The sequence below is a fragment of the Embleya sp. NPDC055664 genome (assembly GCF_053618075.1).
Map to the genome: position 1 here is coordinate 249,143 of NZ_JBSHGZ010000003.1, position 14,621 is coordinate 263,763.

The following is a 14,621-nucleotide window of genomic DNA, read 5'->3' on the forward strand; positions in this document are numbered from 1 at the left end:
GAAACCGGCCGAGTGGCCGTCAAGTAGTCGGGTGAGTGTCAGGTAGGCGGGCGCGGGCCGTGGGCGTCGGCCGATCCGCGACGCTCGCTCGACGGATTCTCACAGCCGGGGATCGGGGTGTTGAGCGAGATGTAGCGTTGTCGAGGCGGCGGGCGCGCGGAACGGAAACCTGGGGTTTCTACCGTCACGGGACGTCGGTTCTTATGCCCTTCCGGACAGGTAGGTTCCCGTGACGACAACGACGACAACCGCGAGCGCACCGGTCCGGAGCGATCGGCCGCTCGACGACTGGCGGCCCGAGGACGAGGCATTCTGGGATCGGGTGGGCGCTCGAATCGCCCGGCGCAACCTGGTGTTCTCGGTGCTGTCGGAGCATATCGGCTTCTCCGTATGGAGTTTGTGGTCGGTCATCGTGCTCTTCCTCGGGCCCGAGTACGGGTTCGACCCCGCGCAGAAGTTCACGCTGACCGCCGTACCGACGCTCGTCGGCGCGGCGATGCGGATTCCCTACACCTTCGCGGTCGCTCGTTTCGGCGGGCGGAACTGGACCGTGGCGAGTGCGCTGTTGTTGCTGGCGCCGACGATTTCCATCGCGATCGTGCTGGAGCCCGGTGTCTCGTATCGCACGCTGCTCGTGGTCTCGGCGGTGGCCGGCGTCGGGGGCGGCAACTTCGCCTCGTCGATGGCCAATATCAACGCGTTCTACCCGCAGCGGTTGAAGGGGTGGGCGCTCGGGGTCAACGCCGGTGGCGGCAACCTCGGGGTGCCCGCAGTGCAACTGGTCGGGCTGGCCGTGCTGGCGACGGCCGGCGCCGAGCATCCTCGGCTGCTGCTCGCGGTGTACATCCCGCTGATCGTGGTCGCCGCGGTGCTCTCCGCGCGGTACATGGACAACCTCCCGTCGTTGCGCAACGACAAGGGCGCGATGCGGGAGGTGACGCGGGATCCGCACACGTGGGTGATGTCGCTGCTGTATATCGGCACGTTCGGGTCGTTCATCGGATTCGGTTTCGCCTTCGGGCAGGTATTGCAGGTGCAGTTCCACGCCGAGTTCGCGACGCCGGTCAAGGCCGCCTATCTGACCTTTCTCGGGCCGCTGCTCGGGTCGCTGGTGCGTCCGGTCGGCGGGTTGCTCGCCGACCGGTGGGGCGGGGCGCGGGTGACGTTCTGGAATTTCGTCGCGATGGCCGGCGCCGCGTTCGTGGTCTACGTCGCCTCGCGGCAGGAATCGCTCGCTCTGTTCCTGACCGGATTCGTGTCGCTGTTCGTCTTCAGCGGTTTGGGCAACGGCTCGGCGTACAAGATGATCCCCGCGATATTCGCGGTCAGGCTCGGCCCGGGACCGGCCGCGCGGCGCGCTTCGGGGGCGTTGATGGGGATCGCGGGAGCGGTCGGCGCGTTGGGCGGGGTTCTGGTCAACATCGCGTTTCGCGAGTCGTTTCTGAATTCCGGACGCGGGGACGCCGCCTATCTGGGGTTCCTGGGTTACTACGCGTTTTGCCTGGTGCTGACCTGGGCGGTGTACCTGCGATCGGCGGGGCGCCGGTCCGTGCGGATCTGATCCCGATCCTGTGCGACCCCGGGGCGGTCGAACGCCGGGAACTCCCGGTGTCGGCCGCCCCGTCGGCCCGCGCCTGTGGATCAGGCCACCGTGCGCGGGGCCTTGGACACGGCGACGGCTCGCACGGTGGTCGGCAGGTCGCGGCAGCGGCCCACCGGGGACAGGATCAGGATCAGGCCGGAGGCCGAAATGACCGCGGCCATCACCCACAGGGCGGTCCGGACCCCGAACGCCGAACCCAGCGCGCCGGCCAGGATCGCGCCGAGCGGGATGGTGCCGTAGTTGACGAACTGCATGCTCGCGGTGATCCGGCCGAGCAACCGCGGTGGGCAGTATCGCTGTTGGAAGCTCGACTTGATCACATTGCTCGCCACCACCCCCGCCGACATCGCGAACGAGCCGCAGACGAACACGGTCAGACCCGCGCCGGCGGTGGTCAGGGGGATGAGCAGGACCAGGCTCGACACACCGGGCTCGAAGACGAGGAACGCACGGGCGGTGCCGATCCGGGAGGACACCCTGCGGGAGACGAACGCGCCCGCCACGCCGCCGACGGCGCCGCCCGCGATCAGCGCGCCGGCCAGGCCCTCGTCGACGCCGACCGTGCGGATCAGGAACACCAGTTGCAGCGACTGGAGGCCGACCAGACCCAGGTTGGACACGCCGCCGAAGAGGGCGAACGCGCGCAGCCAGGGGTCGTGCGCGACCAGGCGCAGGCCCTCGCCGATCTCGCCGATCAGCGAGCGCTCGGCGCGCTCCTCGGGCGCCGGCTTCGACTCGGGCTCGCGGTGGCGGATGCGGAACAGGCAGACGAACGAGGTCAGGAACGTGCCGGCGTTGACGAACATGCCGTTCACGGCGCCCGCCAGTTGTGCGATCAGGCCGCCCGCGCCGACCCCGGCGATCTGCGCCGCGGACGCGCTGCCGTGCAGCTTGCTGTTGCCCTCGGCCTGGTCGGCGGGGAGCAGGATGCCGGGCAGGTAGGCGGTGTACGCGGTCTGGAAGAACACCGCGGACACCCCCGTCGCCAGCGTGATGGCGAGCAGCACACCGATGCTCAGCAGGCCCGCCCGGTGCGCCAGGGGCACCGCCAGGAACAGCGCACACGAGGTCGCGGCGGCGGCGAGCATGATCGGGCGGCGGGCCATCCGGTCCACCCATACGCCGACCGGCAGTCCGATCAGCAACCACGGCAGCCAGGCCGCGGCGCCGAGCAGGCCGATCTCGAAGGCGCTCGCGTCCAGGGTCGAGATCGCGATCAGCGGCATCGCCACACCGGTCACGGACGCACCGAACTTGCCGGTGGTCTCGCCGAACCACAGCAGGCGGAAGTCGCGGTGGCGGTGCAGCAGGCCGCTCATGAGGGGTCCTCGTCGGGTTCGGAGGGGGGATCGGCTTCGGCTTCGGCGGTTGGGCTCGGATCGGCCGATGCGGTCCCGTCCTTCGGCCGGCGCGGGAAGGACTGGTACTGGAGTACGACCGTGGCGGCGCCCGGTTGCTCGGGGCCGCGGGTGGCCTCGTGGACCAGTTCGACGACCCGGCGGTTGAGGTCGGCCAGCTGTTCGGCGGTCAGGCGTACGCCGCTCCAGTCCGAGACGGTGCGGGCGCGCACCCACTCGGGGCCCATCTCGTCGGCGTCGGTGAACGACTGGAGCAGGCGTTCGCCCTGCTGCCGGAAGGACTCGTGGATGTAGACGTCGAGCGCGCCCCGGGCCTCGGGGTCCTGGCGAAACTCGCTGGTGTGCAGGTCGCGCGGGTCGACCACGGCACGCCACCAGCGCTCGCGGCGGGTGCCGCGCTCGGGCACGTCCTCGATGAAGTCGTGTTCGGCGAGGTGGCGCAGGTGCCAGCTGACCGTCCCGGTGCTCTCGCCGACCCGGGCGGCCAGGTGGGTCCCGGTCGAGGGGCCGTCCAGGCGCAACATTTCGAGCAGGCGCATGCGTAGGGGGTGGGCGAGGGCGCGCAGGCTGCGGGCGTCGATCCGCCGGCGGGAGTCGTTCACATGCCCACGGTATTACGCAGAGACTTCTCTGCAAAGAGTTCTCTGCATCTTTGCAGAGAAGTCTCTGCGAATCCTGGCCGCGCGCCTGCCTCGGCGCCGCGGCTAATGTCCGGCCGCCGCCACCGACGGGGACGCCGTCGGCGCGGTGGCGGTCGGGAGCGGGCTCGGGCTCGGTTCCGGGTCGTGCGAGTCGTGGGTCAGGTGCAGGACGAGGGTCACCAGCAGGCCGATCACGATCACCGTCACGCCGACGAGGGCCTGTACGGTCTCGCGCTGCGGGCGGCGTCGATTCTCGGACATAGCGCCACGTTAGGCATGTTCGTGGTGGACCGATAGGCAAAGCGCCCGACTTCGCCGAAGGTGTCGCCGCCGAGGCCGGCCCTCGAACTCCCCGGCTGCGGATTTCGGATACGGGATAACGTGGCGCACGCGCTGCCCGGCGCATGGTCGAGGCCGGTACCGGGCAGTGGCCCCCCTTTGTGCACCACTCCAGGCCCGTGAGGAAAACCGTGGACAAGCCCGTCCTGCTGACCGTCGACGACGACCCGGCCGTTTCCCGTGCGGTGGCCCGCGACCTGCGGCGACAGTACGGCGACCGGCACCGGATCGTCCGCGCCGAATCCGGCGCACAGGCCCTGGAGGCGCTGGCCGAGCTGCACGAGCGCGGCGAGCAGGTCGCGGTGCTGATCGCCGACCAGCGCATGCCGCAGATGGACGGCGTGGCCTTTTTGGAACAGGCCGCACACCGGTACCCACGCGCGAAACGGGTGCTGCTCACCGCCTACGCGGACACCGGGGCCGCGATCCGGGCGATCAACGACGTCGACATCGACCACTACCTGCTCAAGCCGTGGGATCCACCGGAGGAACGGCTCTACCCCGTGCTCGACTCGCTGATCACCGCGTGGGAGACCGCGCCGGTGCCGGACGAGAGCTGGGCCACGGTGATCGGCGCGCGCTTTTCCGCGCCGTCGTTCGAGCTGCGCGACTTCCTCGCCAACAACGGCGTGCCGTATCGCTGGTACGACGTCGGCCAGGCCGAGGCGCGCCGGCTGTTGCGCGAGACCGGCACCACCGAGGCCGACGTGCCGGTGGTGATCGCCCCCGACTCGACCGTGCTGCGCGGCCCGTCCAAGGGCGAACTGGCCGAGTACGTCGGCCTGTCGGTGACCGCGTCCGACGACCTGTACGACGTGGTGATCGTCGGCGGCGGCCCGGCCGGCCTGGGGGCCGCGGTATACGCGGCCAGCGAGGGGCTGCGCACGCTGCTCGTGGAGCGCCAGGCCACCGGCGGGCAGGCCGGGCAGAGTTCGCGGATCGAGAACTACCTCGGCTTCCCCGACGGCATCTCCGGCTCGCAGTTCATCGGCCGTGCCCGCCGCCAGGCGCTCAAGTTCGGCGCGGAGATAGTCAGTACGCGCGACGTGACCGGTCTGCACGTGGACGGCGATGTGCGCACCATCTCCTGCGACGGCGACGTCGTCGCCCGCGGACACGCGGTCGTGCTCGCCACCGGGGTGTCCTACCGCACCCTGGACGCGCCGGGCCTGGCCGAGTTGACCGACCGCGGCGTGTACTACGGCGCCGCGCTGACCACCGGGCCCGACACCCGCGACCAGGACGTGTACATCGTCGGCGCGGCCAACTCGGCCGGGCAGGCGGCGGTGTTCTTCTCCCGCTACGCCCGCAGGGTGATCATCCTGGTGCGCGGCGCGGGCCTGGAGGCGTCCATGTCGCACTACCTGATCGAGCAGTTGGAGCAGATCCCCAACGTCGAGGTCCGGGTCCGCACCGAGGTCTCCCGGGCGCACGGCACCGGGCGCCTGCGCGAACTCACCCTGCGCGACCGGGACTCCGGTACGGAGGAGACCGTGCCCGCGTCGTGGTTGTTCGTCTTCATCGGCGCCAGCCCGCGCACCGGGTGGCTGGACGGCAGCGGCGTGCGGCGCGACCGGGACGGCTACATCCTCACCGGCGGCGAACTGCTCGACGACTGCGACGGCGAACTCGACGGCTGGAGCCGCCCGCCGTTCGTCCAGGAGACGGCGGTGCCCGGGGTGTTCGCCGCGGGCGATTCGCGCGCGGCCTCGGTCAAGCGGGTCGCCTCGGCGGTCGGGGAGGGCGCGATGACGGTGATGCTCGTGCACCGTTATCTGGACACCCTGGACACCCGGAAGCCGGGCCACGATCCGGGCGGGCCGGCCGACGCGCCGACCCCGACCGACACCCGCACCCCGGCGACGGAGGGATCACGATGAGCGTGTGCGACGTGTTGCCGCCGGAGGAACTGCGCACCCTGTTCCTGTTCGAGAAGTTGCCCGACGAACACCTGAACTGGCTGTGCGCGCACGGCAAGGTCAAGGCGTTCCCGGCGAACACCACGCTCTACCACGAGGGCGATCCCGGCGAGTGCTTCTTCGTGCTGCTCACCGGCGAGGTCACGATGAACCGCACGGTGCGCGGCGGCGAGTTGGAGGTGCACCGCTCGTCGATGCGCGGCGCCTATGTCGGCGCGGCATTGGCCCTGGACGGCGAGGGCGCGACCCCGGCGGTGCACGCGTACGGCAACACCGCGCGCACACACGTCGATTCGACCTTCTTCGTGCTGCCGGCCGCCCAGTTGGCGCAGGCCTTCACCGAGTGGTTCCCGATGGCCGCGCACCTGGTCGCGGGCATGTTCCTCGGCGGGCGCCGGACCGGTTCGGCGGTCGGGCAGCGCGAGCGTATGGTCGCGCTCGGCACGCTCACCGCCGGGCTCACCCACGAATTGGGCAACCCGGCCGCGGCGGCCGAGCGGGCTGCGGCGAACCTGCGCACCCGGCTGGGGGAGTTGCGCCGGGCCCGGGCCGAACTGGCCCGCTGCGGCGCCGCCGCCGACGCGCTGGAGGCGCTGGACCGGCTCCAGGCCGAGGTGTTGGCCCGGCGGGAGGTGGAGCCGCCCCGGCTGCGCCCGCTGGAGTTCGCCGACCGGACCGACGAAGTGGCCGAGATCTTCGAGGACTTGGACCTGCCGGATGCGTACGAGACGGCGCCGTCGTTCGTCAACGTCGGCCTGTACGAGGACTGGGCCCGGGACGCGGGCACGGCGCTCGGCGCGGCGGCGCGCCCCGGACTGACCTGGCTCGCGGCCAACCTGGAGGGTGAGGCGCTGCTCGACGAAGTCGCCGACGCGCTGGGCCGGATCACCGATCTGCTCGCCGCCGCCGGGCAGTACACCCAGATGGACCGGGCCCCCTACCAGGAGACCGACCTGCGCAAGGGCCTGGACAGCACGGTGGCCATGCTGGCCGGCCCGCTGCGCGACATCCGGGTCGAGCGCGAGTACGCCGAGGACCTGCCCAGGATCCAGGCGTATCCGGCCGAGCTGAACCAGGTGTGGACCAACCTGATCGACAACGCCGCCGACGCAATGGGCGGCAAGGGCACGCTGACCCTGCGCGCCCGCGCCGACACCGCGTCGGTGGTGGTCGAGATCGAGGACAGCGGCCCCGGCATAGCGCCCGACATCCAGGACCGGATCTTCGAGCCGTTCTTCACCACCAAGGCCCTGGGCGAGGGCACCGGCCTGGGCCTCGACATCTCGTACCGCATCATCGTGCAACGCCACGACGGCACGCTCACCGTCGACTCCGAACCGGGCCGCACCACCTTCCGCATCACCCTGCCGCGCTAGGTGTATTGCCCACGCCGACCGCACCACGTCGCCGGTTGCCGGCCGACAGGGGACGGGTGCGCGCCGGTTCGGCGCCCGAAGCGGACCGGGAGGGATTCCGGGCCGCGCAGTGCCGTGCCGAGCAGGCCGCGTACCCGGGTGGGTGCGGTGAGTTGTAGTGCCGGCAGGCGTTCGAGGAGAACCTTCAGGGCGGCGCGGATTTCGGCGAGCGCCAACCATGTGCCCAGGCACACGTGCGGCCCGTCGCCGAAGGCGAGCGTGGCGCGTGTTCGGCGGCCGATGTCGAACACGTCGGGATCGGGATACCGGGCCGGGTCCCGATTCGCGGCGGTGATCGCGAAGATCAGCGGGGTCTCCGCCGGGATGTCGAGGCCGAGGCCCTGCCAGGCGTATACCGGAGCGGGGCACATCCTCGGCAGCAGGCCCACCGGCGGCTCCCAGCGCAGCGCCTCCTCGACCACCCACTCGAGTTCGGTATCCGGGTCGGCGAGAGTCCGGGACAACTGCTCGGGATGGGTGAGCAGGGCGAACAGGGCGTTGCCCAGGCCCAGATACGTGGTGTCGGCGCCGGCCGGGAAGAGCAGCCGCAGGAAGGACAGGATCTCCTCGTCGGTGAGCCGACGCCCCTCCGCCTCGGTGTGCGCGAGGGTGGAGAGCAGGTCGTCGCCGGGATCCCGCCGCCGACGCGCGACGATCGGCGTCACGTACGCGGTGAATTCGCGGGACGCGCGCTCGGCCGCCTCCGGCGCCATCGGGAAATGGAACAGGTCGACCGCCCAGCGCCGGAAACGATCCTCGTCGTCCATCGGCAGTCCGAGCAGCCGGGTGATCACCCGGACCGGGTAGCCGTGGGTGAACTCGGCGACCAGATCGGCCTCGCCGCGCGCCGCGAAGCCGTCGACCAGCTCGTGGGCGAGCGGTTCCAGGATCGCCTCGACCTGCTCGGTGACCACCCGACGTCGAAAGGCGGGCACCACGAGCTTGCGGTTGATCCGGTGCTCCGCGCCGCGCATGCACTGGATGGTGTGGCCGAGCACGGGTTCGGTGGTGGCGGCGTAGATCGCGGACGCGGGAAATGCCTCCTCGTCCTTGAACGCGGCGGTCACCAGGTCGTGGGTCAGCAACAGCAGCGCCCTGGTCCCCAGGAACGGCACGACGGCGTACGGCTTGCGCGCCCGCGCGGCGGCGAGCACGCCGTGCAGGTCGGGGATGTCGTCGAAGGCGAAGTCGTGGCCCTCGATGTCGAAGGGCGCGCGGGGGTCGAACGGGTCGACGGTCATCCAGCCTCCTCGGCCGAAGCTCCGGCGACGACGGCAGCCCGTCGGTGGGACCGGGTGACGAATATTCGTCGTCGAAGTGACGTATATTCGTTGACTCTAGGGATGCCGTCCGACCGGAGCAAGGGGTGCCCGTGGCCGCGTCACCACCCACCGAACGGGTCGTGGCCGTCGTCGAGTTGCTGGCCGCCGCGCCGCGCGGGTTGAGCGTGTCCGAGGTGGCGGCCCGGCTCGACCTGAACCGGTCCACCGCGACCGCGGTGCTCGCCGCCCTGGAGGCGCCCGGCTGGGTGCTGCGCGGGCCGGATCGGCTGTACACGCTCGGCGCCGGACTGCTCGCCGTCGCCGACGCGGTCCGGGCCCGGGTACGGCTGCCGACCGCCGCGGCGGAGGTGTTGGCCGAACTCGCGACGCGGGTCGGATGCGGGGTGGCCCTGTCGCTCGTCGGCGTCGATCAGGTGGTGTTCGTCGCGGTCGAGCCGGGACCGGGTCGGGTGCCGGCCGGGATCGAGGTGGGCACCCGGTTGCCGCTGCGCCCGCCTGCCGGCGCCGCGGTGATGCCCTGGCGGCCGGCCGCCGAACGTGCCGTCTGGCTCGCACACGCACCAGAGTTGGCCCCGGTGCTGGACACCATCCGCGCGCACGGCGTGGCCGCCTGGCGACCGCGCCGCGACGCGGCCGAGCTGTTGCCGGTACTGCGGGACGTGGTGGGCCTGTTGGACGAACACCCCGGACGGGCCGAACTGCGCGCCCGCGTGCTCGACCAACTCGCCGCGATCAGCGCACACGCCTACACCGACACCGAGTTGACCTCGGATCGCACGCTGCCGCTGAGCCATCTGGCCGCGCCGGTACGGGACGCCCGCGGTCGGCCCACCCACGAACTCCAGATCGGCCCGCTGCGGGCCGCCGTCGGCCCGAGCGAACGCCGCGATTACATCACCGAGTTGCGCACCGCGGCGGAGCGGTTGTCGGCCGCCTGCCCGCTCCTTCCTTGACCGGGCGTACCGTCGACGACGACCACTACGGGATTGTTGCCGCTGGAGACCTGAACGATCCGGCCGGGTCCGGACATCGGCGCCCCGCCCGCTCACAACCCGAGAACGGCCCGCAACGCCACGTCCACCTGCTCCATTTCCTCCGGCCCGACGTCGCCCAGATACGTGCCCTGCTCGAAGCGGTGATGCCGTGACGTGTACAGGTCCGGAGCGAGCACCACACCCTCGACCGGGCTGGTGATCCGCACCGTGACCAGCGACTCGCGGCGGTCGCCGATGGTGTCCACCAGCGCGCACAACGCCGCGCCCGGATGCAGCGCGGCGACGTGGTCGTTCTGCACGATCATGAAGGTGCGTTCGCGGCCGACGGTGGGAATCGTCCACACCTGGCCCCGCCTCAGTGGCCGCACGGCCGCGCCCCCGCTCTTTTTCGGCGGCCGAATGTGCGCGCGACCGCACCCGCCGACCGGCCGCACCGGGCCGCCGGCGTCGAACGGTCGCGGTCGGGGACGAAGCGGTTGCCGGTAGCCATGCCCCCAGTCGTACCAGACGCGACGGCACCCGAATCGCCAACAGGGCGCGCGTTCGCCGCCGGCGCACGGATTCGATCGTTACCCGAGCGGCCCCGCCGCGTTCCCCCATCCCGGGTGGGCAGATCCCCCGCGAGAGCGAAGCGCCGCCGAACGCGCAACCGCGACACTGTCGGGGACGCCCACCCAGGAGTACGCCGTATGTCCGACCACCTCGCCGCGCACGACGCCGATCATCCCTGCGTCGATCACCTCGCCGCGCGCGACGCCGACCGGCACGTCCGCGACCGCGCCCGGCACACCCGCGATCTGATGCGGCGGATCGATCCGCAGCTGCTCGACGTCATGATCGCACTGCTGGTGCAGTTCCTGGTGTCGCTGCCGTTCCTGATCTACCTGCGCTCGCCGTACCGGCTCGGGTTCCTGCTGCTCAGCGGGACCGCGATCCCGCTGATCTGGCGGCGCAGGCAACCGTTCGTGGTCGCGTGCGTGGTCGCGCTGTTCGCGGTGCCGGCCTCGCTGCACCATCGGCCCGGCCAGTCCTTCCAGTTCGGCATGACGATCGCCATCTACACGGTCTTCTCGCTCGGTCGGCGCTGGGAGCGGATCGCCGTCGCGGTGCTGGCCCTGCCGATCACGCTGATGGTGGAGTTCGCCAAGGACCAGCCGCCGCAACAGGCCACCTTGGACATCCTGACGCTGACCGCCGCCGCCTTCGGGCTGGCCACCCGGCACCGCACCGCCTACATCGCCGAGATCGAGGAGCGCACCCGGCGCCTCGAGCACGAGCGCGACTTGGAGATCCGCCGCGCCGACGCCGAGGTGGCCCGGGCCGCCGCCCGCGAACGGGCCAGGATCGCCCGCGACATGCACGACATCCTGGCGCACGCGGTGAGCCTGATGACCGTGCAGGCGGAGGCCGGGCCGGTGGTGGTGCGCAGCGATCCGGCCCGCGCGGAGGCGGCGTTCGACGCGATCGCCGACGCCGGACGCGACGCGATGGTCCAACTCCGGCGCATCCTGGGCACGCTCAAGGACGATGCGGAAGCCGGGGCCCGGGCGCCGCAGCCCACCGTGGCCAATATCGCCGACCTGGTCGCCGAGGTCGGGCGGACCGATCTGAAGGTGGTGTACGAGAGCGTCGGCGAGCGTCGACCGCTGCGCTCCGACGCGGAGATCGCCGCGTACCGTGTGGTCCAGGAGGCGCTGACCAATGCGGTCCGGCACGCGCAGGCCACGACGGTGACCGTACGACTCGAATGGGGCGAGGACACGATGGGGATCACCATCACCGACGACGGGCGGGGCGGTCGGCCGCGTCCGGGCGGGGGCCACGGGCTGATCGGCATCCGCGAGCGGGCCAGCGCGTGCGGGGGCACTGTGGTGGTCGGACCGCGGGTGACCGGGCCCGGGTTCGAGGTCGCGCTGCGCATCCCGCTCGACGCGACGCGGGTGGCGCGATGACGATCAAGGTGGTGGTCGCCGACGACCAGGGACTGGTGCGCAGCGGCTTCGCGATGATCCTGGACGCGCAGTCCGACATTTCGGTGGTGGCCGAGGCGGGCGACGGGGTGGCGGCGATCGAGGCGGTGCGCGCGCACCGGCCCGATGTACTGCTCCTGGACATCCGGATGCCGCGGATGGACGGCATCGAGGCGGCCCGGGTGGTGTCCGCCGAGGCGCCGGCGTGTCGGATCGTCATGCTGACCACGTTCGACGTCGACGAGTACGTCTACGACGCGCTCTACGCGGGCGCGGCCGGGTTCCTGCTCAAGGACGTACGACGCGACGACCTGGTGCACGCGGTGCGCATGGTGGCGAGCGGCGAGGCGCTGCTCGCGCCGTCGGTGACCCGGCGACTGATCGCCGACTACACGCGCCGACTACCCCGTACGGAGCAGCAGCCCCAACCCTCCGAGCGGTTGGCCGTGTTGACCACGCGCGAGCGGGAGACGATGCGCTGTCTGGCCCTCGGGATGTCCAACGCGGAGATCGCCGAGGCCCTCGTGGTCAGCGAACATACGGTGAAGACGCACGTCAGCAGCATCCTGGGCAAGCTCGGCCTGCGCGACCGGGTGCACGCGGTGATCTGTGCCTACGAGACCGGGCTGGCCGTGCCGGGCGCCGCCTGAATCGCGCGCCTCGCTCGTTCGGGGGAGTGACGCGCGGAATCTCCGTCCTACAGGGGGAGTAGACGGTGATGCGGAAACGGTTCGTACAGCCGATGCGGCGAAGTACCCCGAAGGCGAATCCTGGTGTGGCCCGAGGGGACTGACCCGTCGGGGGCTTCGAACGGGGGCGCCATGACCGACGTTATGCAGCACACGACCGCCGAACTGTATCTGCGGCTCAGCGACTGCACGATGCGCGTGGGCCGGGGCTCGCGGGGCCGCCCGGCGCTGGAGGTATACGCGGGCTACCGCCTGATCGACGTGGCGGTGGCCGGTTCCACCCTGGCGCCGACGCTGCTGCGCGGCGCGCTGCGCTCGGCCCGCCGCGAGCCGGCCTGGGCGCTGGCGTGGGGTGTGCTGCCCGAGGACGGTGTGCCGCCGCGGATCGAGTTCCGCCGAGGCCGCTTCGTGCTCCAGGCGCCCGCCACGATCTTCGCCGACCGCTTCTGGGTGGCCACGGTCCCCGGCACCTACCGCTCCCTGGCCGTGCGCACCACGGACGCCGCCCCCGTGGAGGGCGGCCGCCTCACCCGGATGCGCCTCCCGCGCCTCTAGGGGGCGGTGTGCGCGGCGCCCGCTCAGTCGAGGCGGGTGACGTTCTGGAGCAGGCCCCAGGTGAAGTCGACGCGGTGCTCGACGCCGTTCTCGGTGATCACGCTCGCCCAGCGACCGGGCGCGGAGCCCTCGGTGTGGCGCAGGGTCGGGAAGGCCGCGGCGACGTCGGCGATCACGAAGTCCCAGGGGCGCAGGTCCGCCACCGTTTCGGCGGGCGGGGTCGTGGCGGGGTCGGCGCGGACCAGCCACTCCTGCCAGACCCGTCCGTCGGGGCCGGTCAGGATCTCGAACCGCAACTGCGGCCACAACGGCAACGTCCACCACTGAGCCTCGGCGGTGAGATCCCCGATCGCGCGTCGGGTGCGTCCGTGCGGTTCGCCCAGTGCGGCCCGATAGGCGCGCCCGGGGCCGCCGACCGCCCGGCTGCGCACCATGCGCTGCCACTGCGCGTTCACCTCGCGCATCCGGGATCGGGTGAACTCCAACTCGCGGACGGCATCCGCGACCAGATCGGGTTGGTAATCGCCCATGCGTCGCAACAACACCAGACAGAACTGATCGGGTCCCACGATGCAGATCTCCGTACTCGTTCGTTCGTTACCGCTTCCGATCCATCCCTATCCACAAAGCGGACGCTCGCGCAGGCATTCCCGGCACGTCGATCGTCCGTGGTGTCGTGGGACGCGGCCGGGCGCCTCCTCGCAAGGTGTATGACCGAGGTGCTGTGATCTGACGGTCCGTCAGCGCTATCGTTTGCCCCGACGTCATCGGGCGGCCACCGGACAACCGGCGCCGACCCATTACATGGCAAGGGGTGCACATGATCGTCGACTACATCCGGATGCTCGGAGCGGACCGCATCGAACATCCCGGCGGAACCCTGCTGGCCCACCTGACCCGGGTCGAGGCGCTGCTCGACTCCTGGGGCGCGCGACCGGCGCTGCGTACGGCCGGCCTGTGTCACGCGTTCTACGGCACGGACGGCTTCGCCCCCCACCTGCTCCCGCTGGACCGCCGCGCGGAGCTGGCCGGCCGGATCGGCGTGGACGCCGAGCGCATCGTCTACTTCTACGCGAGCTGCGACCGGGCCACCAGCCACCCCACCCTGGTCGACGGCCCGTTCCGGGACCGCTTCACCGGCCGGACCTACCTGCCCGCCGAGGCCGAACGCCGCGACTTCGCCGAACTGACCGCGGCCAACGAACTCGACATCGTCCGGGTCGACCCCGAGGCCCGCGACCGCTACGGCGCGGGCCTTCGGGACCTGCTGGCGGGCTTTCGCCCCCTGCTCAGCACCGCCGCCCGGGACGAGTGCGAGCGGGTGCTCGGCGACCGCGCCGCGCACACCGGGTAGCGGACGGGTCAGCGGCCGTCCGCCGTCGGACGGTGCTCGACGTACTCCACCACGGTGCCGTCGGCGTGCCGCGCGGTGAACCCGGATCCGGTCGGGACGCGGCGCGGCGCCTCGGTGATCTCGGCCCCGGCCGCGGCCAGACGGTCGAGGTAGGGCGCCAGCTCGGGTACCAGGAGGGTGCCGGTGGTGGAGCGGAATCGCTCCACCATGGCCGGCTCGCCCTCGATCAGCAGGAAGCCGCCGACCGCGGCGAGGGCGATGCCGAACTCGCGGAAGGTGAACCACATGTCGCGCTCCACGCCCTGGAGTTCCTCGTAGAACCCGGCGGCCGCCTCCAGGCCGCCGGGCTCGACGAAGACGCGGATGAACGCGCGCGGGGTGGTCAGCGTGGACGAGTCGTTGCTGCGGCGCCACATGATGTCCGCGGTGGGGTCGGTGGGTGCGGCCTCGGCCCATGCGGGGGTGGTGACGGGTGTGTCGGTCATCGGGAACGGTTCCTT

The 14,621-nt window shown here is 71.6% G+C and carries 15 protein-coding genes; 8 read left to right on the forward strand and 7 right to left on the reverse strand.

All coding sequences use genetic code 11. The features are described 5' to 3' along the window. Nucleotides 1-229: 229 nt before the first annotated feature. A complete protein-coding gene (locus ACWGR4_RS06910; RefSeq protein WP_452129657.1) occupies nucleotides 230-1,561 on the forward strand; it encodes a nitrate/nitrite transporter in 1,332 nt (443 codons plus the stop codon). Nucleotides 1,562-1,641: 80 nt separating this feature from the next. Here the strand turns inward: ACWGR4_RS06910 and ACWGR4_RS06915 are convergent, their stop codons facing one another. The 3 genes from ACWGR4_RS06915 to ACWGR4_RS06925 form a co-directional block, all read right to left on the reverse strand. Then, nucleotides 1,642-2,922, reverse strand: coding sequence for an MFS transporter (locus tag ACWGR4_RS06915; protein WP_452129656.1), 1,281 nt, complete (start codon nucleotides 2,920-2,922; stop codon nucleotides 1,642-1,644). Next, nucleotides 2,919-3,563 (reverse strand): ArsR/SmtB family transcription factor, encoded by a 645-nt coding sequence (locus ACWGR4_RS06920; RefSeq protein ID WP_452129655.1) that lies wholly within the window; start codon nucleotides 3,561-3,563, stop codon nucleotides 2,919-2,921. The genes ACWGR4_RS06915 and ACWGR4_RS06920 overlap by 4 nt, the downstream gene beginning before the upstream one ends. Nucleotides 3,564-3,665: 102 nt before the next feature. After that, the gene (locus ACWGR4_RS06925; RefSeq protein WP_380001474.1) at nucleotides 3,666-3,863 is read right to left on the reverse strand and encodes a hypothetical protein; all 198 of its coding nucleotides are present in this window, start codon (nucleotides 3,861-3,863) and stop codon (nucleotides 3,666-3,668) included. 209 nt (nucleotides 3,864-4,072) lie between these two features. On the opposite strand from ACWGR4_RS06925, the gene ACWGR4_RS06930 reads away from it, so the two are divergent. After that, complete coding sequence (locus tag ACWGR4_RS06930; RefSeq protein WP_380001476.1) at nucleotides 4,073-5,821, forward strand: FAD-dependent oxidoreductase; 1,749 nt, start codon at nucleotides 4,073-4,075, stop codon at nucleotides 5,819-5,821. Beyond that, nucleotides 5,818-7,236 carry an ATP-binding protein gene (locus ACWGR4_RS06935; RefSeq protein WP_380001478.1) on the forward strand — a complete coding sequence of 473 codons (1,419 nt, stop codon included), beginning with the start codon at nucleotides 5,818-5,820 and terminating at the stop codon, nucleotides 7,234-7,236. The genes ACWGR4_RS06930 and ACWGR4_RS06935 overlap by 4 nt, the downstream gene beginning before the upstream one ends. On the opposite strand, the gene ACWGR4_RS06940 is transcribed toward ACWGR4_RS06935, so the two are convergent. Then, nucleotides 7,233-8,516, reverse strand: coding sequence for a cytochrome P450 (locus tag ACWGR4_RS06940; protein WP_452129654.1), 1,284 nt, complete (start codon nucleotides 8,514-8,516; stop codon nucleotides 7,233-7,235). The genes ACWGR4_RS06935 and ACWGR4_RS06940 overlap by 4 nt on opposite strands. 131 nt (nucleotides 8,517-8,647) lie before the next feature. On the opposite strand from ACWGR4_RS06940, the gene ACWGR4_RS06945 reads away from it, so the two are divergent. Beyond that, a complete protein-coding gene (locus ACWGR4_RS06945; RefSeq protein WP_452129653.1) occupies nucleotides 8,648-9,511 on the forward strand; it encodes a helix-turn-helix domain-containing protein in 864 nt (287 codons plus the stop codon). 92 nt (nucleotides 9,512-9,603) lie between these two features. Here ACWGR4_RS06945 and ACWGR4_RS06950 read toward each other — a convergent pair whose 3' ends face one another. Beyond that, entirely contained in the window at nucleotides 9,604-9,897 is a 294-nt protein-coding gene (locus tag ACWGR4_RS06950; protein ID WP_126640024.1) for a type II toxin-antitoxin system PemK/MazF family toxin, read from the reverse strand. A 345-nt stretch (nucleotides 9,898-10,242) separates the two neighbouring features. Here ACWGR4_RS06950 and ACWGR4_RS06955 point away from each other — a divergent pair, with 345 nt between their 5' ends. The 3 genes from ACWGR4_RS06955 (at nucleotide 10,243) to ACWGR4_RS06965 (ending at nucleotide 12,767) form a co-directional block, all read left to right on the forward strand. Further along, entirely contained in the window at nucleotides 10,243-11,505 is a 1,263-nt protein-coding gene (locus ACWGR4_RS06955) for a sensor histidine kinase (RefSeq protein ID WP_452129652.1), read from the forward strand. Then, nucleotides 11,502-12,173 carry a response regulator gene (locus tag ACWGR4_RS06960; protein ID WP_380001489.1) on the forward strand — a complete coding sequence of 224 codons (672 nt, stop codon included), beginning with the start codon at nucleotides 11,502-11,504 and terminating at the stop codon, nucleotides 12,171-12,173. The genes ACWGR4_RS06955 and ACWGR4_RS06960 overlap by 4 nt, the downstream gene beginning before the upstream one ends. A 171-nt stretch (nucleotides 12,174-12,344) precedes the next feature. After that, nucleotides 12,345-12,767 (forward strand): hypothetical protein, encoded by a 423-nt coding sequence (locus tag ACWGR4_RS06965; RefSeq protein ID WP_380001491.1) that lies wholly within the window; start codon nucleotides 12,345-12,347, stop codon nucleotides 12,765-12,767. 23 nt (nucleotides 12,768-12,790) lie between these two features. Here the strand turns inward: ACWGR4_RS06965 and ACWGR4_RS06970 are convergent, their stop codons facing one another. Continuing rightward, nucleotides 12,791-13,336 carry a hypothetical protein gene (locus tag ACWGR4_RS06970; protein WP_380001493.1) on the reverse strand — a complete coding sequence of 182 codons (546 nt, stop codon included), beginning with the start codon at nucleotides 13,334-13,336 and terminating at the stop codon, nucleotides 12,791-12,793. A gap of 251 nt (nucleotides 13,337-13,587) precedes the next feature. Here ACWGR4_RS06970 and ACWGR4_RS06975 point away from each other — a divergent pair, with 251 nt between their 5' ends. After that, complete coding sequence (locus tag ACWGR4_RS06975; protein WP_380001495.1) at nucleotides 13,588-14,121, forward strand: DUF6817 domain-containing protein; 534 nt, start codon at nucleotides 13,588-13,590, stop codon at nucleotides 14,119-14,121. An 8-nt stretch (nucleotides 14,122-14,129) separates the two neighbouring features. Here the strand turns inward: ACWGR4_RS06975 and ACWGR4_RS06980 are convergent, their stop codons facing one another. Further along, nucleotides 14,130-14,606, reverse strand: coding sequence for a VOC family protein (locus ACWGR4_RS06980; RefSeq protein ID WP_452129651.1), 477 nt, complete (start codon nucleotides 14,604-14,606; stop codon nucleotides 14,130-14,132). Between the last annotated feature and the right edge of the window lie 15 nt (nucleotides 14,607-14,621).

Coding starts and splice junctions, on each gene's coding strand:
- ACWGR4_RS06925 (WP_380001474.1), bottom strand. CDS start 3,863: ATGTCCGAGAATCGACGCCGCCCGCAGCGCGAGACCGTACAGGCCCTC.
- ACWGR4_RS06960 (WP_380001489.1), top strand. CDS start 11,502: ATGACGATCAAGGTGGTGGTCGCCGACGACCAGGGACTGGTGCGCAGC.
- ACWGR4_RS06965 (WP_380001491.1), top strand. CDS start 12,345: ATGACCGACGTTATGCAGCACACGACCGCCGAACTGTATCTGCGGCTC.
- ACWGR4_RS06915 (WP_452129656.1), bottom strand. CDS start 2,922: ATGAGCGGCCTGCTGCACCGCCACCGCGACTTCCGCCTGCTGTGGTTC.
- ACWGR4_RS06980 (WP_452129651.1), bottom strand. CDS start 14,606: ATGACCGACACACCCGTCACCACCCCCGCATGGGCCGAGGCCGCACCC.
- ACWGR4_RS06975 (WP_380001495.1), top strand. CDS start 13,588: ATGATCGTCGACTACATCCGGATGCTCGGAGCGGACCGCATCGAACAT.
- ACWGR4_RS06955 (WP_452129652.1), top strand. CDS start 10,243: ATGTCCGACCACCTCGCCGCGCACGACGCCGATCATCCCTGCGTCGAT.
- ACWGR4_RS06940 (WP_452129654.1), bottom strand. CDS start 8,516: ATGACCGTCGACCCGTTCGACCCCCGCGCGCCCTTCGACATCGAGGGC.
- ACWGR4_RS06935 (WP_380001478.1), top strand. CDS start 5,818: ATGAGCGTGTGCGACGTGTTGCCGCCGGAGGAACTGCGCACCCTGTTC.